Genomic DNA, 17,372 nt, shown 5'->3' with positions numbered 1-17,372 from the left:
TTTTTTTGCAGGAACCGATGGACTCGTGGGGCCACCGGTCAGAGGGCGGCGGTCCTCGCCGACGTCGAGCGCGCCTCTGCCGTCCCCGCTGGGGACGTGGGCTCCAGGACGAAGACGGGGATCACGCGGTCGGTCTTCTCCTGGTATTCGGTGTACGGCGGGTATGCGGCGACCGCGCGCCTCCACCACTCGGCCTTCTCGGCCCCGGTGATCTCACGGGCGGTCATGGCCTGGCGTGTGGATCCGTCCTGGAGCTCCACGTGCGGGTCTGCCTTGACGTTGCGGTACCAGACCGGGTGACACGGGAAGCCGCCGTTCGAGGCCACGGCCGCGTACCGTCCCTCGTGCTCCACGCGCATCAGCGGGATCTTGCGGATGCTGCCGCTTCTCACGCCTCGCGTCGTGAGAATGACGACGGGCAGGCCCGTGTCCCAGAGCGTGGCCCCCTGCGTGCCGCCCGAACTCTCGTACAGCTCGACCTGTTCGCGCACCCACCGCACCGGGCTCGGCTCGTACTCGCCATCAAGGGGCATCGTGGTCCACCTGTCGTCGCGTACGGAGTGTTGCTAGGAGACCAGCATTCCATTCCCGGACTCGACGCGGACGCGCGGAAACAGGCGGCTGTGGCGCAGAGTGGTCCGTATGACGACACCCGCAGAGCTGCTCCGTTCCTTCGCGCGTACCCGGGCCTCGCTCGACGGCGATGAGGTCACGTACTGGTGGTCCGGAGACGTGTACTCCTGGGCGCCTGACGAGCCTTACCAGCGCCTGTTCGGCTTCGAGGGGCTCAACGTCGCCCGGCTCGTCCAGGACGCCGAGGCAGGACCGGACGCCTACCAACTGCTCACCCGCGAAACCGCGTTCTACCTGGACCCCGTGACGCGCGAGATCCTGGAGACCTGGCAGGACCTGCCGGTGGTGCACATATGGAACGACCCGGCGAACCAGAAATGGCGTCCCTTCCCCATTCCGACGACCGATCTCGGCGGACAGGTCTGCTTCAGTCTGGAGATCCCGCTCGCCTATCCCTCGCCGCTGCCCGTCGCCCAGTACCCCCTCAACTCGGCCGACGACACGTACAAGGCTCTGGAGCTCTTCCAGTTCTTCGCGGACCGCGCCGACCTGGCCGGCACCGCGCCCAGCGTCCCGGCCACCATGTCGTGGACCCGCATGTCCCCCTGGCTCCCGTGGATGGAACGCGGCCAACGGCCCGGCGGGCTCACCTATCACTGCCGGGGCCGCAAACTCGGCTCGTACGACGAGGTCCCCGAGCGCACCCGCTCCTACATCGCCGCCCACCACCCGGAGTTCGCCCACGCCCCGGAGAAGTGGAGCGAGCCGAACGAGACCAGCTGGACGTACTTCCGCAAGCTCCACCCGCCGAAGTAGCGCTCCACGGCTTGCGGGCCTCTGCTCTTCTTCAGCCCGCCACGTACACGGTGTTGGTGGCGCTGCCGCCTTGCAGCGGGTTGGGAAAGTCGACGACGTGGCTCTCCGCCTTCGGGAAGACATCGGCAAGTACGGCGTTGAACTCCGCGTCCGGCGGGTCGTTCGACCACAGGGCGAAGACGCCACCGGGGTGCAACCGCCGGGCAAGGGCACGCAAGCCGCTCGGCTCGTAGAGCGCCGCGTGGCTGGGGTGCAGTACGTGGCGGGGCGAGTGGTCGACGTCGAGCAGGATGGCGTGGAAGCGGCGGTCCGGCTCCTCGGGGTCAAGACCGCCGCCGCCCTCGCCCGCCATCGCGAAGAAGTCGCCCTGGACCAGGCGGCATCGGGGATCCGACGACAGGGCGGCGCCCAGCGGCACGTACCCGCGCCGATGCCAGTCGATCACTTCGCCGAGTGCCTCGATCACGGTCAGCGAGCGCACCCGCCGGTCGTCAAGAGCGGCACGTGCGGTGTATCCGAGGCCGAGGCCGCCCACCGCCACATCCAGTTCTGTGTCGGGCAGTTGCGCGAGGCCGAGCCGGGTCAGCGCGATCTCGCCGGCGGTGAAGAGACTGGACATCAGGAACTCGTCACCGAGCTTCACCTCGTACACGTCATCGCCCGATGCCGGGTCCCGTCGCCGTCGCAGGCTGATGTCCCCCATCGGTGTCGGACGCCAGTCGATCTCCTCGAAACGCACGCTCATCCGTTCACTTTCTGGGCAGGTCGGGCAGCTGGGGCAGGATGACCGGCGCGTGGTCAGGCGTCGATGATGACCGGGATGATCAGGGGCCTGCGGCGGTGTGTGCGGAACGCCCAGTTCGCCACGGCGCGAGCGATGAGCTGTTCGAGCTGGTGGGCGTCGCCGACCCCTTCTTCGGCCGCGGTGGCCAAAGTCTTCTCGATCACCGGGATGACGGACTCGAAGGTGGCCGCGTCGTGGACGAAACCGCGGGCCAGGAAGTCGGGGGCCTCGGCCAGTGCCCCCGTGTCGGCGTCGACGATGGCGACCACCGTGACGACACCCTCCTCGGCCAGCGTGAGCCGGTCCTTCAACGAGGCCTCGGTGACGCCGCCGACGGTCATGCCGTCCACGTAGACATAGCCCGCGGGGACCTTGCCGGTGATGGAGGCGCGGCCGTCGACGAGGTCGACGACGACGCCGTCCTCGGCGATGACGACCCGATCGGGGTCGACACCGGTACGAATGGCCAGATCGGCGTTGGCCTTCAGATGCTTCCACTCGCCGTGCACGGGCATGACGTTGCGGGGCTTGACGATGTTGTAGCAGTAGATGAGCTCACCGGCGCTCGCGTGCCCCGAGACATGCACCTTGGCGTTGCCCTTGTGGACGACGTTCGCGCCCCAGCGGGTGAGGCCGTTGATCACGCGGTAGATCGCCGTCTCGTTGCCGGGGATCAGGGAGCTGGCGAGAAGTACGGTGTCTCCCCGGCCGATGCGGATCACGTGGTCGCGGTTGGCCATCCGGGACAGCGCGGCCATCGGCTCGCCCTGGGATCCGGTGCACACCAGGGCGATCCGGTTCTCGGGGAGCTTCTCCAGTTCCTTCATGCTGACGACAAGGCCCGAGGGAACCTTCAGATAGCCCAAGTCGCGGGCGATGCCCATGTTGCGGACCATCGAGCGGCCCACGAAGGCGACCTTGCGGCCGTGCTGGTGGGCGGCGTCGAGCACCTGCTGGATGCGGTGCACGTGGCTGGCGAAGCTGGAGACGATGACCCGTCGCGGTGCCGTACGCAGGACCTGCTCGATCGCGGGGTTCAGCTCGCGCTCGGAGGTGGTGAAGCCCGGGACCTCGGCGTTGGTGGAGTCGGTGAGGAAGAGGTCGACGCCCTCCTCGCCGAGCCGGGCGAAGGCACGCAGGTCGGTGATCCGGTCGTCCAGCGGGAACTGGTCCATCTTGAAGTCACCGGTGTGGAGCACCATCCCGGCATCTGTTCGGATGGCGACAGCGAGCCCGTCGGGGATGGAGTGGTTGACCGCCACGAACTCACAGTCGAAGGGCCCGAATCCGCGCCGGTCCCCCTCGCGCACCCGCACCGTGCGCGGCCGGATGCCGTGCTCCTTGAGCTTGGCCTCGAGGAAGGCCAGCGTCAGCTTCGATCCGACGACGGGGATGTCGCGCCGTTCACGCAGCAGATAGGGCACGCCGCCGATGTGGTCCTCGTGGCCGTGGGTGAGCACCACGGCCACGACATCGTCCAGCCGGTCCCGGATCGACGTGAAGTCGGGAAGGATGACGTCTACGCCGGGCTGGTTCTCCTCGGGGAACAGCACGCCGCAGTCGACGATGAGCAGCTTGCCGGCGTGCTCGAAGACCGTCATGTTGCGGCCGATCTCACCCAGCCCGCCCAGGGCGACCACACGCAGGCCCCCCTTGGTCAGCGGCGGGGCGGGCTTCAGCTCAGGGTGCGGATGACTCATACGCCGACGCTACCGGAGAGTTGAAAGAGCCGGCCCGAAGGACGCCGGCCTTCCGCCGTGATCCGGGCGATCGTGACCGCTCGCGCTCTGGTCCGGACGGGTGAACGAATCGGGCAGCAGGCTCAGCCGACGTCGATGGAGGTGACCTCGTAGACGGCAGCGGAGCTCATGGAGATTCCTCGGCAGGTCAGCTGACACGGCGGGGTGCGGTAGGAGTGCACCTCGACGTCGAGCGCCGTCGGGTGAGGCGGGCGGCCCGTGAGGCGGATGCGCCAGTGGCTGTCCTCGCGGGACGTCTCGACGACCGCGTAGTCGTGCCGGCCTGCCGGGCCGAAGCGTCTGAGAACGGCCGCGACAGCGGCCTGCTGGGGCGGGAAGAGATCCGTGTACCCGCGCAGATGTGCCGCGTGAATCCGGCCCGCCAGGTGTTCCTCCACCGCCGTGACGGATGACGCGGCGTCGAGTCCGCCGTAGTAGACGCCGTCGGGCGCGACGACGACGTTGGCCGCGAACCGGTCACCGCCGATGTGGGTGCATTCCCACACCAGGTCGGGCCAGCGCTCGCTGAGGGCACGTCCCACGGGGCGGCCGCGCACGGCGCAGCAGGTGTCGTGCTGACCGTGGGTGCAGACGAGGACGACGGGCGGGAGGCCGAGCTCTCCGGGAGCGCTGAGGGCGCCGACGATGTCCGCCAGGTCCTGGTCACGGCTCCATGTGCCCCACTGCTGGCGGCAGGCGCCGGAGTCGTCCTGGCGCAGTACGGCCCAGCGCCCGGACTTCTCGGGGGTGCGGCGTCCGTGCCGCCTGACCAGAAGGATGCGTGCCCGCACCGCTTGGGCGGCGGCGAACACGAGCCCTTTGGTGTGGGGTTCGAGGCTCAGTCCGTCGAAGCCGTTGGGCGGCCAGCCGCCTCCGTACTCGATGAGTACCCAGATGGAGCCGTGCGGTGCCGTGCCCGCCAGTGGGTCGTCGCGTGTCCGCGCGGCCTCGGCGCAGAAGAAGCGGTCTGCCGCGATCACCATGGCTACGTCACTGTTCCGCGGGCACCAGTACGCCCGCGCGCAGCAGTCTGTCGACGAATTCGATGCCGAGATCACCGGCGGTGCGGGTCTCGCCGTCCAGCATGCGGGTGACCGACGGCAGGTCAGCCGCGGGGAAGTCGAGCCAGCCCACGCGCGTGGACAGACGCGGGCCATCGAGGCGCGCTTCCAACTCCCCGCGAAGGCGGACCCGTGAGTGCCGGCCGAGGCCGTCGACGGCCTTGTGCTGGGCCAGCGGCCCCAGCGGCGCGGGGCGTGCCTGGCCTCGCCTGGTGCGGTGGAACAGGGGAGCGGAATCGACCTTGGTGATCGCGGCGGCGAGGCGTTCGCGCACGATGTCGAGCTCGCCGTCGGGTCCGTCCACGCCCAGAGGCAAGGTGCCGCGCATCTCCGGGTCGTCGCGCAGCGCCGAGAGTGCGGCCTCGGCGAGCTGCTCGGCCAGCGCGTACCGCGTCCAACTGTGGATTCCCAGCGTCAGGTGGATCGAGACCTCCCCCTGCGCCTGGGCGGCGTGCAGCCAGCCCCGCGGCAGATAGAGGACGTCCCCGGGTTCGAGAACGGTGTCGATGCAGGCCTCGCCCTTGGCGGCCTCGGCAACGGCGCGGCGGCGGTCCGTCCACGGCTGATCGCGCAGTGGGTCGGGATGAACGGGCTCGCGGACGAGCCAGCGCTTGGCACCGTCGATCTGCAGTACGAAGACGTCGTGGACGTCGTAGTGGTCGTCGAACCCGCGGTTCTGCGGCGGCGTGACATAGGCGTTGGCCTGCACCGGATGCCCCAGCTCCGTGCTCAGCCCGGCGGTGAAATCCGCGACCGGCGCCCATGTGCGCTGCAGAGCTTGCAGGACCAGCGTGGCGCCGTCCGCGAAGCTTCGCCACAGAGCGGTGTCGTCGAGCTGGTCGCCGATGGTGGCGCCGACGCCGGCGGGCGAGGTGAAGGACGACTCGGGGAGTGTGGAGCCGTCCTTGGCGACACGGAGGAAGGGCGTACGCAGCCCCCGACGCGAGGTCAGTTCGTCCACGGCGTCGGCGGAGAACAGGTCGGAGAAGTCGCTCGCGCCCCGCGTGAGCAGCGCTGTGCGCGCCCAGAAGTCGCGGGCGAACTGCTCCTTGCTCAGGCCGGTCAGCCGTGTCTCCAAAACGCCGACGCCTGTTGCGGCGTCGGCGTCCTGGAGCTCGGTCGGGGGGATGCTCAAGAGCCGCTCGCGGACTCGTCGGCTCCGCCGTCGGCTCCTCCGTCATGAACGCCCGGCGTGCCCGCCGCGCCACCGTCCGCGGGCCCCTCGGCCCCACCGTCGGCTCCTCCGTCATGAACGCCCGGCGTGCCCGCCGCGCCACCGTCCGCAGGCCCCTCGGCCCCACCGTCGGCTCCTCCGTCGTGGACACCGGGCGTGCCTGCGGCACCGCCGTCCGCAGGCCCCTCGTTCTGGTTCGGATCCTGCTCGGGGTTGGTCATCGTTCCTCCTGAGAATCGAACGGCTGGGCTGGGACGGGGCACACCCTCGAGATCCCTTGCTGCTTTCACCAAGCTCGCTCACGCGATTCCGGTCGGCAACCTGAAGACGGCCCGGCGAGCGGGCCATGATGGCTGCATGGCGACAGACGACCCGCAGTACACCGAGGACGGCCGATTCCTCATCATCAAGGGCCGCCGCTGGCGGGCCACTGATCCCCTCGTACCCGACGAAGAGGCGAAGCGCCTGACCCACCACCTCATGGCGGCTCGCCGGGCTGTCGCCGCCGCAGGGGACGACGAAGGTGCGGTGAAGGCCGCTCGAGCCCGTGTGCAGCTCGCCAAGACGGGACTGGGGGAACGCGGGACCGCCTGGTGGGAGCAGACACCGGCCGAGCGACGGGAACGCTGGGAGGACTGCTTGCGACGGCTGGAGGAATTGGAGGAGGGGGAGCACGCCTGACGCTGCCACGCGGACTCCCCACGAAGGCTCCGGTGTCCCGCAGGTCAGGGCGGGCCCGCGGTCGGAGCCTCTCCCCCACCTGCGCTCACCCGGAAGGCTCGTCCGGCACCGGCTTCTCCGGGTGGCTTTCCAGGGCACGGGATTCGCCGCGCCTGGCGGTGCCGCCCTCGTCCGTACGGGGGACGTCGGTCGAGGCGCCGCTTTCGCCGTCGCCGTTGCCGTCACTGCTGCTGTCGCCGCCGCTGTCGGTGCCGTCGTCGTTCTCGGCGGCGACCTTGCCCACGTCCAGGTCCCAGGCGTCCGGCTCGTCCGTGGCCTGCTGGTCCGGGGGGTCCCTGGGAACAGGCGTGCTGCCGTCCTCGCCGGGGGAAGCCGGTATCCGATCACTCATGATGTCTCCTCCTAGGCCCTTCGACGCTGACGCTACGTTCTTCGACGCTCGGCGCCTGGCCGGAGCAGGTACCCGCGGATGGCACGACGACACGTCCCGACAGCGGTCACACACGTGTTCCCGCTGCTCAGCCCATGACTTCAGGGGTGAGGACTTGACCGCTCAACCACCCATGGCTGACGGCGACTTGACGGGGTACCCGAGGACGTATGCAGCGAAATCTCTTCGATCCCGAGAATCTCATCCAGCCCGCGTCGGCCCCCGGGCTCACGCAGGACAACGCGATGGCGGTCCGTTACACCGTCAAAGGCGAGGCGCGAGCCCGGCAGGGGACGATGGTCGCCTGGCGGGGCAACCTGGAGTTCGAGCGGCAGGGCCAGGGGGTGGGCAACTTCCTCAAGCGTGCGGTGACCGGTGAGGGCCTGGCCCTGATGTCGGTCAGCGGTGAGGGCGAGGCGTGGTTCGCGTCCGACGCGGCGCACTGTTTCCTCGTCGACGTGGACGACAACCACGGCCTCACGGTCAACGGCAAGAACATCCTGTGCTTCGACGCCTCACTGAGCTACGACATCACCACGGTCAAGGGCGCCGGAATGGCGGGCGGTGGCCTGTTCAACTGCACGTTCGCCGGCACCGGCCGGCTGGCACTGACCAGTGCGGGCATCCCGCTGGTGCTGCCCGTGACCCCCCAGGCGCCCGTCCACGTGGACACCGACGCCATCGTCGCGTGGAGCCCGCAGCTGGCCGCGTCGCTGCACCGTTCGCAGAGCGTCGGATCGATGGTGAAGGGCGGCTCGGGCGAGGCCGTGCAACTCAAGCTGGAGGGGGAGGGCGTCGTGGTGGTCAACCCCGGCGAACCCAAGCCGGTCCCTGCCTCCTGATCTGCGGGCGCCGCGGCATCTTCTGTGCCGCGGCGCCTTTGTGCGCCGAGCCGGGACGATGTCCGGATCTTCGTGGGTTCAGCCAGTACGGAGGGCCGCCGGAGCTCGTACAGACTGCCAGCCAAGAGCCGCGGCGTGCCCGGCAACGGGGGCCGCAGGGGCATTCCGGCGGAGGATGGAAGGGCGGCATCATGAGCGCGCAGCAGTACGACGAGATCGGTGAGGCGTACGAGGGGTTCAAGGCACTGCCCTTGGAACAGTACGCCGTAGTGCCCAGTTTCCTGGGGTTGGTCGGGGACGTGCGCGGCAAGTCGGTCCTCGACCTGGCCTCGGGCACCGGTTTCTACAGCAGGGAGTTCAAGCGGCGCGGCGCCAGCCAGGTCCTCGGCATCGATATCTCCGGTGAAATGGTGGGCGTGGCACAGCAGTTGGAGGAGCGCGATCCGCTCGGTGTGCGCTACGAGATCGGCGACGTGGCAGAGCTGCGGCCGATCGGCGAGCGCTTCGACATCGTGCTCGCGGTCCAGCTGCTCAACTACGCCCCGGATATCGCCACCACCGAACGCATGTGCCGCAACATCCGCCGGAACATGAAGCCGGGCGGCGAACTGTTCGCGCTGAATCAGTCGCCCGACTTCCGCTTCGAGGGGCCCGGCCCGGACAAGTACGGCTTCCGCAGCGAGCTCACCGGTACGGAGGGCGAGACGGGGCCGCAGGTGAGGACCACGGCGCTGCTGGACCCGGCACCGGTCTCGTTCCTCGCCAATCTGCCGCGCCGCGAGGTGTATGAGAAATGCCTGCAGGCGGCCGGGTTCCGCGATGTGACCTGGGTGCCGCTGACGGTCTCGGAAGCCGGTGTGCGCGAGTTCGGCGCGGACCACTGGGCGGACTTCCACGCCAACCCGCCACTGGAGATGTTGCGCTGCCGGGCGTGAGCAAAGGGTGGGCCCGGACCGACCCATAAACAAATGGATGACATGTTTACCGGGCGGCTGAGCGGCCAGGCGTACTGACAGCACATGATGTCGATGCCAAGGAGCGTGAGCGGACCATGACCGCCAACGAGAAGGCCAAGGCAAAGGTCGAGCAGGCCACCGGCGCGGCTGCGGCAGCCGCCGGACGCGCGGTGGGCAATGAAAGCCTCACCGCCAAGGGGCGCGCCCAGCAGATGAAGGGCGACGCACGCCAGGCCAAGGAGAAGACCAAGGACATCGGCAAGCACTGACACGATCTCGCATCACCATGTCGCTGGGGCGGCCCCTCTCTGTGGGGGCCGCCCCAGCGGCCTGCGGGCGAGCCTGCCCCGCGCCAGGTGTCAGGTCAGCCGCCACAGGTGGTCCGCCGTGCCGTTGTCCTCGAACTGCACGACCTGTGCGCTGTTGGCCGTCGACATGCCGTCCACCCCGAGGACCTTTCCGCTGTTCCGGTTGCGGAGCAGGAACCAACCGTCCCCCTTGTCGACCTGCTGCCAGCGCAGATGGTCGGCTCCGGTGTCGGTGAACTGAACGGCCCTTGCCGAGTCGCCCGTTGACGCCTCTTCGATGCCGAGCACCTTGCCGCTGTATCCGTTGCGCAGTGTGTACCAGCCCTCGCCTCGGTCGATGAGCTGCCACGCGTGGTCGCCGGTACCGGAGTTGTCGAACTGGACCACGCGTCCGCCGGCGTCCAGGGACATGCCGTCGACCGCGAGGACCTTGCCGCTGTGCCGGTTCTCGATCCGGCGGTAGGGCGGCTCGGGCGTCCAGGGGCGGCCGTCAGGGGCCGCCGTGGGGAAGGCGGTGACACGCAGGCGTGCCGCGCCCATCGGGATGAGCGTCACTTCCTCTTGCGCGCCGGTGGCACGGGCCGGGCTTCGCTGGAGGGGTGCCACCACGTGCTCGTCGTCCGCGACCCACTCCTCCAGGCGCCGAGCGCGAGCGCGGATGCGTACCGGAACGTCCTCGTGCGTGAACGGGTCGCCGGTCAGCGGTCCGGGGTCGGCGGTGAAGGACAGGTCGCCCGCCGGGTCGGGGGCGAGCGCGTAGTTCCACGGGGTGGTCGCGTGCACCGCTCGGTGCGGGAAGTCGTCCGTGCCCGCGTACCGCTCATAGGACTCGCCGATGCGCAGGGAGTACGTCAGGGGGCCGCGGTCGACGCTCACCGCTCCGCTCTTCCAGGTGCGGACCGTCGTGCGCTGCGGCAGCCGCAGCGTGACGCGGTCACCCTTGCGCCAGGTCCGCTCGACCTCGGCGAAGGCCGGGCCGTCGTCCGGGGCAGGCAACCGGTTCCCATTGACGGCGAGTTGAGGGCTGTCGCACCAGCCGGGTATGCGTAGCCGAAGCGGGAAGCGCACCGGCTCGTCCAGGTCCAGGGTGAGGGTGACGGTCTCCTTGAAGGGGTAGTCGGTGTCCTCGGTGATCGTGACGGAGGTGCCTTCGGCGACCTTCGCCGTGACCCGGCACGGCGCGTACATCGCCGCGACGAGACCCCGGTCCGGAGTCGCGAGCCACAACTCCTCGGTGAAGTACGGCCAGCCCATCCCGTAGTTGTGCGGGCAGCAGCGGTACTGGTCGACGCCCGGCTGGAAGGCCTGCATCGCGAACCCGTTCTGGAACTGCCCCTGCGTCTTGCGGGTGTTGTCGAGGTCGACGCTGTTGGCGCTGGTGACGTAGTGGATGCCCGACCCGGCGGGGTCGGTCGCCGCGGGCAGCATGTTGAAGGCCAGTTCTTCGCACAGGTCCGCCCAGACCGGGTCGCCGGTGATGCGGGTGAGGAGTTCGTGGCTGGCCATGAACTCGACGGTGCCGCAGGTCTCGAAGCCCTGGCGGGGGTCGCCGAAGCCGGGGCGCGCGTTCTCGTCGCCCGCGAAGCCGCCGCCGGGGAACTGGCCGTACGTCCCGAGCGCGGTCGCGTAGTTGCGGTAGGTCGCCCGGGTGTGGTCCTGCTTTCCGGAGCGTAGCGCGTACTGGGCGGGCTCACGGAAGCCCTGCGCCACATTGACGTTGTGCCAGTCGGCGACGCCGCCCGCCCAGTCCACGCCGTGGGTGTGCATCTTGTCGACGAGGTCGAGCAGGAAGCTCTCCCGGGTGCGGTTGTAGAGCCAGAAGGCGACGTCGAGCCCGTCACCCCAACGCTTGGACACCCAGCTGGAGTTGAAGGCGCCGGGTCCCTGGGCGTTCATGAACCGCATGAAGCGCAGCATGAAGGGCTCGATGCGCTGGTCACCGGTGAATTCCTCGTGCGAGCGCAGCGCCTGGAGCAGCGGCAGGTAGGGCCAGAAGTCCGGGCCGCCGTTCAGCTGGGTGCGCAGCCTTCGCGGGCCGAAGAACCCGTCGGCTTCCTGGGTGGCGATGATCGCGTCGATCCACCGGCGGCTCTCCGCCAGGGCGGTGCGATCGCCGGTGAGGGCGGCGAGGTCGACGTAGCCGCGCAGCCAGTACGTCACTTCCTCCCACCCCGCCTTCTCCGGGTGCACCCAGCCGGAGTCGTAGTACGCGAGGAAGTGGGAGATCTCCGCGTACCGCCCGAACAGGCCGCCGAGCAGCAGGTCGAGCTGTCCGCGCAGCCAGCCGCGCGCGGTGACGCTGCCCACCGGCAGCTTCTGGAACGCTGTGGGCGCCAGGGGCGCGGCGTTCGGACCGTAGAGACCGCCGCGCGCCGGGGTGTCCGCCCGCGCGGAGGTGCTGGTGACGGCGGCCGTGCCACCGGCCGCACCCAGGGTGATGGCGCCGGAGCGCAGGAGGAAGAGGCGTCGGCCGAACTGCGTCATGAGTACCGTCCCGTCGTTGTCCGTGTTCGCTGGTGACTGCCGTACAGGGAGCTTTACAACGTTGGAAAACCGTGGCGTGCAAGACCTCGATGGCGTGGAAAACAAGGGCAGTTGGAGCAGCAGGAGCCGCTGGCATCCCAGCACCGAGTGACGGCATTGTCCAGAGGGAGGGATAGCCGAGCGCCAAAGAGGGCAGTGAGCCGGAGGTGGCTTCGGCTCGCGCACCGCTGAGGGGTGCCCGCATCGCGGACCCGCGGGCCCCGATGACGAAGGCGGATCGGTATGCGCAGGGCAATCGCGATGAAGAAGAAGTTCGCCGTGCTGCTCGTGACGGTGGCCGCCGCGGCCGCCTCCGGTATGTCGGCCTCCACGGCGCACGCGGCCGACGGGTACGACCGCTGTCCCGACGGCTTCTACTGCATGTTCTCGGGGCTCGACGGCACCGGCGACATGATCAAGCTGACGAGCAGCACCCCGGACCTCGCGGCTCTGGGCATGAACGACCGGGCCAAGTCGGACTGGAACCGTACGCCTTCGACCATCTTCCTCTGGTCCGACGCGCACTACACCGGCTGTGCGGTCGTGACCTCATCGGGCCCGACGGGCAAGGGCAACTTCTTCCCTGCCTACCGGGACTTCCTGAGTTCGGTGCAGTTCGACGGGCCTGGCGGTCAGAGCTGCGGCACACCGCCCGGTGAGGGCGGCCGCTGACCGGCCCGCTGCCATGTCTCCGGATGCCAGAGACCCGCGCGCCGCAGTGACTGTGAGCAGTGCCGGAATATCTCGTCTATCTCCACGACGACGGCCAGCAGGGGCCGCCGGTCCTTGACGGTCATCGCGTCGAAGAACGGGGCGTCCGTCAGGATTCGCGCCCGGCCGTTGATGCGCAGGATGTCGTCGCTGCCCGGCACCAGGTGGAGCAGGCCCACGTGGGGGTTCCCGAGTATGTTGCGGAAGCTGTCGCCGCGCCGGTTGCCGGGGCGGTCGGGCAGGGCGACGGTGTGCTCATCCAGGGCGTGCACGAAGCCCGGTGCGTCGCCTCGCGGGGACGTGTCGCAGTTGCCTGCCGCATCCGAAGTGGACAGGACACAGAACGGGGAGCGGGCCAGGATTCCCAGGTCGTCCTCGGTCAGTCCGTCGTGGACCTTGTCGATGACGATCGGATGCGGCTCGCCGAGCAGCCGGGTCAGCTCGTCGCCCGAGCGGAGTTCCTGCCACGCGTGCGGCGCCGTGGCGCCACTGCCCGAGAGCGGAACGGTCGTGGGTGGCGCAGTGTCGGGCACGGGGGCGTTCCTCGGGTCGGCGAGCAGGCGTACTGACTGGCGAGCCAGTAAGTTAGGCTCACCTTACATGGGTGGGCCCGAGTCTATTGATGGCGTCGAAGCAGGCGGAAATCCGCTTGAGTCTGCCTACTTTTGACGTATGGCAAATGTGTCGCGTGATGTCGACGGGCCGGAGAGCACGAACACGAACCCCCTGCGTCGACTGTCGCTGGAGCAACTGCGGCGGCGTACGAGCATGAAGTGGCGGACGTATCCGCACGACGTACTGCCGCTGTGGGTGGCCGAGATGGACGTCCCGCTGGCCGAGCCGGTCGCCGAGGCGATCACCGATGCCGTGGCGCTCGGCGACACCGGCTACCCCGCCGGAACGGCCTACGCCGAGGCGCTGGCGGAGTTCGCCCGTAAGCGGTGGGGCTGGGAGGGGCTCGCGGTCGAGCGTACGGCGATCGTGCCCGACGTGATGCTCGGCGTCGTCGAGATGCTCAAGCTGGTCTCGTCGCCCGGCGATCCCGTCATCGTCAACTCCCCCGTGTACCCGCCCTTCTACCAGTTCGTCGGCCACCTGGACCGGGTCGTCGTCGAGTCGCCGCTCGGGCCGGACCTGCGCATCGACCTCGACGTCCTGGAGGAAGTGTTCCGGCATGCGGCCCGGGACGCTGCCCGGCCGGTCTTTCTGCTGTGCAGCCCGCACAATCCGACCGGAACAGTGCACACCGCCGCCGAGTTGGCGCGGATCGCCCACCTGGCGCGCGAGCACGGCGTACGCCTCGTGGCGGACGAGATCCACGCACCGATCGTGGCGTCGGGCGCGTCGTTCGTACCCTTCCTGAGCGTGCCAGGTGCGGAGAACGGGCTGTCCCTCATGTCGGCGTCGAAGGCCTGGAATCTGGCCGGGCTCAAAGCCGCCCTCGCCATCGCGGGCCCCGAGGCCGCCGACGACCTCGCCCGCATGCCTGAAGAGGTCAGCCACGGCCCGAGCCACCTCGGCGTCATCGCCCATACGACGGCCCTGCGGGAGGGCGGCGCATGGCTCGACGCGCTGCTCGACGGCCTCGACGACAACCGCCGACTGCTGGCCGCCCTCCTGGCCGAGCACCTGCCGGCCGTGGGCTACACGCCCGCGCAGGGCACCTTCCTGGCCTGGCTGGACTGCCGGGAGCTGGGGCTCGGCGGCGACCCGGCCGAGGTCTTCCTGCAGCGTGGCCGCGTCGCTCTGAACTCGGGCAGCACCTTCGGAACGGGCGGCGACGGTTTCGCCCGTCTCAACCTTGCCGCGTCACCGGAGGTCGTCACCGAGGCGGTCCGGCGGATGGGATTGGCGGTCACCTGACGGCGAGTGCCGAGGAGTTGTGTTTCCTGCCACCCCGGCAACTCCCCCCAGGGCGCATGCTTTCCGAGGAGGGCGCATGCTTTCCGAGACGCCCACTACGTCATTTTCGAACGCGAGATCGACACCTGATGTGGAGGTGTGGGTCAATTTTCATTTCGTGTATTCGTCGGTGGACGCCAGAACGTAGCCTTCACTGCTCACACATGAGTTACTGCTGTTGCAGGTTGGGCAGCCAACATTCATGGGTGCATCAAGTGCGCCCCCATTCAAGAGTGCTCAGTCGTGAGCACGACCCACCATCCGCACGGCCGCGTGCGCTCACGAAAAGGTCAATGTCATGTCGGACGTTCAGCCGGAATCTGCCGGAGTGCAGGCCCAATACGCCGCACGCGTAACCGCCGATCTCGAGACCAACCGCAAGGAGCAGGAGCGCGTCGGGGCTCAGGTGACAGCGCTGCAGGAACAGTTGCGGACGCTGGAGAACGACCACGCGCTGCTGCTGAGCATGCAGCAGGCACTTGGCTCCACCGGAGCACCGGCCGCCACCGCGAAGAAGCCGTCGAGCCGCGCGTCAACCGCCAAGAAGGCCGTACCCGCCCCTCGGGCAAGTGCGAACAATTCCGGGGCGGCCCGAACGAAGAAGGCCACTGCCAACAAGCCAAAGGACAACAAGGAGAAGGCTGCGAAGGCAGCCAAGAGTGCTCCCAGGACCGGCGCGAAGAAGTCCGCCGAATCGGCGTCGGGGCCGACGCTGGTCGAGTTGATCGACAACCACCTCGCCAAGCAGGGCGAGCCGCGCTCGGCAGCCGAGATCACCAACGCACTCGCCCAGGAGCTGCCTGACCGCACCATCAAGACCACGGTCGTGCGCACCACCGTGGAGGGCCTGGTCGCCAAGGGCCGGGCGCTGCGCACCAAGCAGGGCTCCTCCGTCTTCTACACCGCGGCCGCCCCGGCGGCCTCGGCGGCCGCACCGCAGTCGGAGAGCGCCACCAGCTGAATCGGCTCGCACCCGCACGTACAGGTGCTTGCTGAATGCTGCCCGCCCAGCCCGGCCGACCGCGCGTGGCCGGGCTGGCGGCAGAGCCGGTGGCACCGGCACAGCGGTGAACGGCGCGCGTCACCTGATGATCGTGCGCTGGGGGTGGAGTGTGACCGTGCCTCCGCGAGGGCCGGCCCATTGCTGTCCGGGGCCGTTGTAGCGACATGCCCTGCCGGTCGCACAGCAGAGTGAGCATGTTGATGCTGTCGGCCTGGAAGTACTCCTTGCGGAAGGAGAACAGGTCGTTGGTCAGCGTCAGATGCTCCGTCGCGATGATCTCCAACTCCCGCAGGGCGGGCCGCAGGGGCTTGGTCCTGCTCAGGTCGATACCGAGGCTGTACTCGGCCAGGAGGAAGATGCCGTCGGCGAAGATGTCGTCGAAGCGCAGCCGCATGTACTCCTCGAGCGTGACGCCGCTCCAGTCCCGGCACACACCGGCGTTCTCCTCGATACAAGCGCGCAGATAGCGGCCGACCTCCTCCGCGAACCGGGCCTGCCAGCTGGGTACGGACCGCGAGACCAGGCGCCCCCACAGCTCGGCGAGCGCCGGTCCACAGCTGAAGCCGTCGTCTCCGCCCTCCGAGCCGCTCATCAGCTGCATCGTCCAGTCGCGCGTACGGTGCGCCTCGGCGTGCGGGTAGCTGTAGCACGCCCACAGCGCGCACTCCCCCGCGATGAACCCTTCGAGTTCTTCATCGCTGGCGTAGGCGGGCCGAAGCCCCTGCCGTACCCAGTTGTCCGAGGCTGCGGGGGGGGATGTGTTCGCACGGAGGTGGCTCCGCGGCTCGGTTTCCCGCTTGCGGTGACCGTGGCCGGTCAGCGGCGGCCCCGTGCGCGGCGTACGAGATCGGTCGCCGCGTCCGGCCAGGCTCCGTGCTCGAAGGTGAAGCCCTCTTCGAGCAGTCGGCCGGGGACGACTCGGCGGCTCTTGAGAAGCAGTTCTGTGTCCGTGCGGAGCGCGAAGGCTCCCACCTCCGCCATCCATCTGGTGGCGTGGAGCCCCACCGGGACGCCTGCCGCGGCCCGCAGACCGCGCATGAACGCGCGGTGTGGGAGGGGGCCGGGAGCGGCGAGGTTCACCGGGCCCGCGATGTCCTCGCGGGCGATCAGGAACTCCACCGCGCGCACGAAGTCCCGGTCGTGGATCCAGGACAGGTACTGGGCGCCGCCCGCGACCGGCCCGCCGAGGCCTAGGCGGACCATCCGCAGCAGGACGTCGAAGACACCGCCGCGGTCGGGGCTCATCACCATGGCGGCACGCAGAGCGATCCTTCGGGTGTGCGGGGTGGCGGCTTCCCGCTGAGCTTGTTCCCAGTTCTTGGCGATGCGGACGCTGTACTCCCAGTAGTCCGGAACTCCCGTCTCCGTACCGCCGATGACGCCGGTGGCCTCGTCGTGGGGTGCGTCGAACCGGTGCGCGTAGATCGTGGCCGTGCTCATCTGCAGCCAGACCTGTGGCGGTTTCGCCGCGGCGGCGATGGCCTCGCCGACGGCTTCCGCGGACTGGACCCGTGAGTCCATCATGTCCCGGAGATTGGCATCGGTGTATCGGCAACTCACGCTGCGGCCCGCCAGATTGATCACCACGTCGCTGCCGTCGATCTCCTCGATCCATGGGCCCGACGTCCGCCCGTCCCACGCTACTTGGCGGGCCCGTACGGGGTTCCTGGTCAGGACGACGACGTCATGCCCTGCGGCGGTCATCGAACGCTCCAGGACGGCTCCGACCTGTCCGGTGCCTCCTGCCAGCACTACCTTCATCTGGCACTCCCCCCTCGTGGACGCCACCGGCGCCGACTGTCCATTCTCAACGGTGGTCACACCCATCCCTCGATGAGTTCCCGCCGTGCCGTGAGTCTCTCTGACAGA

18 protein-coding genes and 1 pseudogene are annotated in these 17,372 nt (G+C 69.2%); 8 read left to right on the top strand and 11 right to left on the bottom strand.

Features of this window, described 5'->3' with window-relative positions; genetic code table 11:
• Window positions 1–38: 38 nt before the first annotated feature.
• Entirely contained in the window at window positions 39–533 is a 495-nt protein-coding gene (locus tag ACIBCK_RS21620) for a nitroreductase family deazaflavin-dependent oxidoreductase (RefSeq protein ID WP_399392492.1), read from the bottom strand.
• Window positions 534–642: 109 nt separating this feature from the next.
• On the opposite strand from ACIBCK_RS21620, the gene ACIBCK_RS21615 reads away from it, so the two are divergent.
• Entirely contained in the window at window positions 643–1,389 is a 747-nt protein-coding gene (locus tag ACIBCK_RS21615) for a DUF1838 family protein (protein WP_399392491.1), read from the top strand.
• 31 nt (window positions 1,390–1,420) lie between these two features.
• Here the strand turns inward: ACIBCK_RS21615 and ACIBCK_RS21610 are convergent, their stop codons facing one another.
• The 5 genes from ACIBCK_RS21610 to ACIBCK_RS21590 all read right to left on the bottom strand — a co-directional run bounded on the left by ACIBCK_RS21610 (window position 1,421) and on the right by ACIBCK_RS21590 (window position 6,368).
• Entirely contained in the window at window positions 1,421–2,134 is a 714-nt protein-coding gene (locus tag ACIBCK_RS21610; protein WP_399392489.1) for a spermidine synthase, read from the bottom strand.
• A 53-nt stretch (window positions 2,135–2,187) separates the two neighbouring features.
• The gene (locus ACIBCK_RS21605) at window positions 2,188–3,873 is read right to left on the bottom strand and encodes a ribonuclease J (RefSeq protein WP_399392487.1); all 1,686 of its coding nucleotides are present in this window, start codon (window positions 3,871–3,873) and stop codon (window positions 2,188–2,190) included.
• A gap of 122 nt (window positions 3,874–3,995) precedes the next feature.
• Window positions 3,996–4,895, bottom strand: coding sequence for a sucrase ferredoxin (locus ACIBCK_RS21600; protein WP_399392485.1), 900 nt, complete (start codon window positions 4,893–4,895; stop codon window positions 3,996–3,998).
• 7 nt (window positions 4,896–4,902) lie between these two features.
• The gene (locus ACIBCK_RS21595) at window positions 4,903–6,108 is read right to left on the bottom strand and encodes a cupin domain-containing protein (protein WP_399392483.1); all 1,206 of its coding nucleotides are present in this window, start codon (window positions 6,106–6,108) and stop codon (window positions 4,903–4,905) included.
• The gene (locus ACIBCK_RS21590; RefSeq protein WP_399392481.1) at window positions 6,105–6,368 is read right to left on the bottom strand and encodes a BatC protein; all 264 of its coding nucleotides are present in this window, start codon (window positions 6,366–6,368) and stop codon (window positions 6,105–6,107) included. The genes ACIBCK_RS21595 and ACIBCK_RS21590 overlap by 4 nt, the downstream gene beginning before the upstream one ends.
• A 136-nt stretch (window positions 6,369–6,504) precedes the next feature.
• Between ACIBCK_RS21590 and ACIBCK_RS21585 the strand changes: the two genes are divergently transcribed.
• Window positions 6,505–6,828, top strand: coding sequence for a hypothetical protein (locus ACIBCK_RS21585; RefSeq protein WP_399392479.1), 324 nt, complete (start codon window positions 6,505–6,507; stop codon window positions 6,826–6,828).
• A gap of 85 nt (window positions 6,829–6,913) precedes the next feature.
• On the opposite strand, the gene ACIBCK_RS21580 is transcribed toward ACIBCK_RS21585, so the two are convergent.
• Window positions 6,914–7,219: a hypothetical protein gene (locus ACIBCK_RS21580; protein ID WP_399392477.1), complete on the bottom strand. Its 306-nt coding sequence runs from the start codon at window positions 7,217–7,219 to the stop codon at window positions 6,914–6,916.
• Window positions 7,220–7,428: 209 nt separating this feature from the next.
• Between ACIBCK_RS21580 and ACIBCK_RS21575 the strand changes: the two genes are divergently transcribed.
• The 3 genes from ACIBCK_RS21575 (at window position 7,429) to ACIBCK_RS21565 (ending at window position 9,325) form a co-directional block, all read left to right on the top strand.
• The gene (locus ACIBCK_RS21575) at window positions 7,429–8,100 is read left to right on the top strand and encodes an AIM24 family protein (RefSeq protein WP_399392474.1); all 672 of its coding nucleotides are present in this window, start codon (window positions 7,429–7,431) and stop codon (window positions 8,098–8,100) included.
• Window positions 8,101–8,291: 191 nt separating this feature from the next.
• Window positions 8,292–9,035, top strand: coding sequence for a class I SAM-dependent methyltransferase (locus tag ACIBCK_RS21570; protein WP_399392472.1), 744 nt, complete (start codon window positions 8,292–8,294; stop codon window positions 9,033–9,035).
• Window positions 9,036–9,151: 116 nt separating this feature from the next.
• Window positions 9,152–9,325 carry a CsbD family protein gene (locus tag ACIBCK_RS21565; RefSeq protein WP_367048197.1) on the top strand — a complete coding sequence of 58 codons (174 nt, stop codon included), beginning with the start codon at window positions 9,152–9,154 and terminating at the stop codon, window positions 9,323–9,325.
• A 90-nt stretch (window positions 9,326–9,415) separates the two neighbouring features.
• Here ACIBCK_RS21565 and ACIBCK_RS21560 read toward each other — a convergent pair whose 3' ends face one another.
• A complete protein-coding gene (locus tag ACIBCK_RS21560; protein ID WP_399392470.1) occupies window positions 9,416–11,848 on the bottom strand; it encodes an RICIN domain-containing protein in 2,433 nt (810 codons plus the stop codon).
• Window positions 11,849–12,130: 282 nt separating this feature from the next.
• Here ACIBCK_RS21560 and ACIBCK_RS21555 point away from each other — a divergent pair, with 282 nt between their 5' ends.
• The gene (locus tag ACIBCK_RS21555; protein ID WP_399392468.1) at window positions 12,131–12,559 is read left to right on the top strand and encodes a peptidase inhibitor family I36 protein; all 429 of its coding nucleotides are present in this window, start codon (window positions 12,131–12,133) and stop codon (window positions 12,557–12,559) included.
• On the opposite strand, the gene ACIBCK_RS21550 is transcribed toward ACIBCK_RS21555, so the two are convergent.
• Complete coding sequence (locus ACIBCK_RS21550; protein WP_399393113.1) at window positions 12,520–13,158, bottom strand: MSMEG_1061 family FMN-dependent PPOX-type flavoprotein; 639 nt, start codon at window positions 13,156–13,158, stop codon at window positions 12,520–12,522. The two genes, ACIBCK_RS21555 and ACIBCK_RS21550, sit on opposite strands and share 40 nt — an antisense overlap.
• 112 nt (window positions 13,159–13,270) lie before the next feature.
• Between ACIBCK_RS21550 and ACIBCK_RS21545 the strand changes: the two genes are divergently transcribed.
• Both ACIBCK_RS21545 and ACIBCK_RS21540 read left to right on the top strand, forming a co-directional pair.
• Window positions 13,271–14,461 (top strand): MalY/PatB family protein, encoded by a 1,191-nt coding sequence (locus ACIBCK_RS21545; protein WP_399392466.1) that lies wholly within the window; start codon window positions 13,271–13,273, stop codon window positions 14,459–14,461.
• A 337-nt stretch (window positions 14,462–14,798) separates the two neighbouring features.
• Window positions 14,799–15,461 (top strand): hypothetical protein, encoded by a 663-nt coding sequence (locus ACIBCK_RS21540; protein WP_399392464.1) that lies wholly within the window; start codon window positions 14,799–14,801, stop codon window positions 15,459–15,461.
• Between the two features lie 205 nt (window positions 15,462–15,666).
• Here the strand turns inward: ACIBCK_RS21540 and ACIBCK_RS21535 are convergent.
• Window positions 15,667–16,095, bottom strand: a pseudogene (locus ACIBCK_RS21535) (terpene synthase family protein); the annotation flags it as partial.
• 224 nt (window positions 16,096–16,319) lie between these two features.
• Window positions 16,320–17,264, bottom strand: coding sequence for an epimerase (locus ACIBCK_RS21530; RefSeq protein ID WP_399392463.1), 945 nt, complete (start codon window positions 17,262–17,264; stop codon window positions 16,320–16,322).
• Window positions 17,265–17,372: the final 108 nt, after the last annotated feature.

Source organism: Streptomyces sp. NPDC051218, from assembly GCF_044455475.1.
GTDB lineage: Bacteria > Actinomycetota > Actinomycetes > Streptomycetales > Streptomycetaceae > Streptomyces.
This window is presented reverse-complemented; position numbering and strand designations above follow the sequence as displayed.

Coding starts and splice junctions, on each gene's coding strand:
- ACIBCK_RS21580 (WP_399392477.1), bottom strand. CDS start 7,219: ATGAGTGATCGGATACCGGCTTCCCCCGGCGAGGACGGCAGCACGCCT.
- ACIBCK_RS21575 (WP_399392474.1), top strand. CDS start 7,429: ATGCAGCGAAATCTCTTCGATCCCGAGAATCTCATCCAGCCCGCGTCG.
- ACIBCK_RS21585 (WP_399392479.1), top strand. CDS start 6,505: ATGGCGACAGACGACCCGCAGTACACCGAGGACGGCCGATTCCTCATC.
- ACIBCK_RS21530 (WP_399392463.1), bottom strand. CDS start 17,264: ATGAAGGTAGTGCTGGCAGGAGGCACCGGACAGGTCGGAGCCGTCCTG.
- ACIBCK_RS21555 (WP_399392468.1), top strand. CDS start 12,131: ATGCGCAGGGCAATCGCGATGAAGAAGAAGTTCGCCGTGCTGCTCGTG.
- ACIBCK_RS21545 (WP_399392466.1), top strand. CDS start 13,271: ATGGCAAATGTGTCGCGTGATGTCGACGGGCCGGAGAGCACGAACACG.
- ACIBCK_RS21600 (WP_399392485.1), bottom strand. CDS start 4,895: ATGGTGATCGCGGCAGACCGCTTCTTCTGCGCCGAGGCCGCGCGGACA.
- ACIBCK_RS21610 (WP_399392489.1), bottom strand. CDS start 2,134: ATGAGCGTGCGTTTCGAGGAGATCGACTGGCGTCCGACACCGATGGGG.
- ACIBCK_RS21615 (WP_399392491.1), top strand. CDS start 643: ATGACGACACCCGCAGAGCTGCTCCGTTCCTTCGCGCGTACCCGGGCC.
- ACIBCK_RS21540 (WP_399392464.1), top strand. CDS start 14,799: ATGTCGGACGTTCAGCCGGAATCTGCCGGAGTGCAGGCCCAATACGCC.
- ACIBCK_RS21590 (WP_399392481.1), bottom strand. CDS start 6,368: ATGACCAACCCCGAGCAGGATCCGAACCAGAACGAGGGGCCTGCGGAC.
- ACIBCK_RS21620 (WP_399392492.1), bottom strand. CDS start 533: ATGCCCCTTGATGGCGAGTACGAGCCGAGCCCGGTGCGGTGGGTGCGC.
- ACIBCK_RS21570 (WP_399392472.1), top strand. CDS start 8,292: ATGAGCGCGCAGCAGTACGACGAGATCGGTGAGGCGTACGAGGGGTTC.
- ACIBCK_RS21605 (WP_399392487.1), bottom strand. CDS start 3,873: ATGAGTCATCCGCACCCTGAGCTGAAGCCCGCCCCGCCGCTGACCAAG.
- ACIBCK_RS21560 (WP_399392470.1), bottom strand. CDS start 11,848: ATGACGCAGTTCGGCCGACGCCTCTTCCTCCTGCGCTCCGGCGCCATC.
- ACIBCK_RS21565 (WP_367048197.1), top strand. CDS start 9,152: ATGACCGCCAACGAGAAGGCCAAGGCAAAGGTCGAGCAGGCCACCGGC.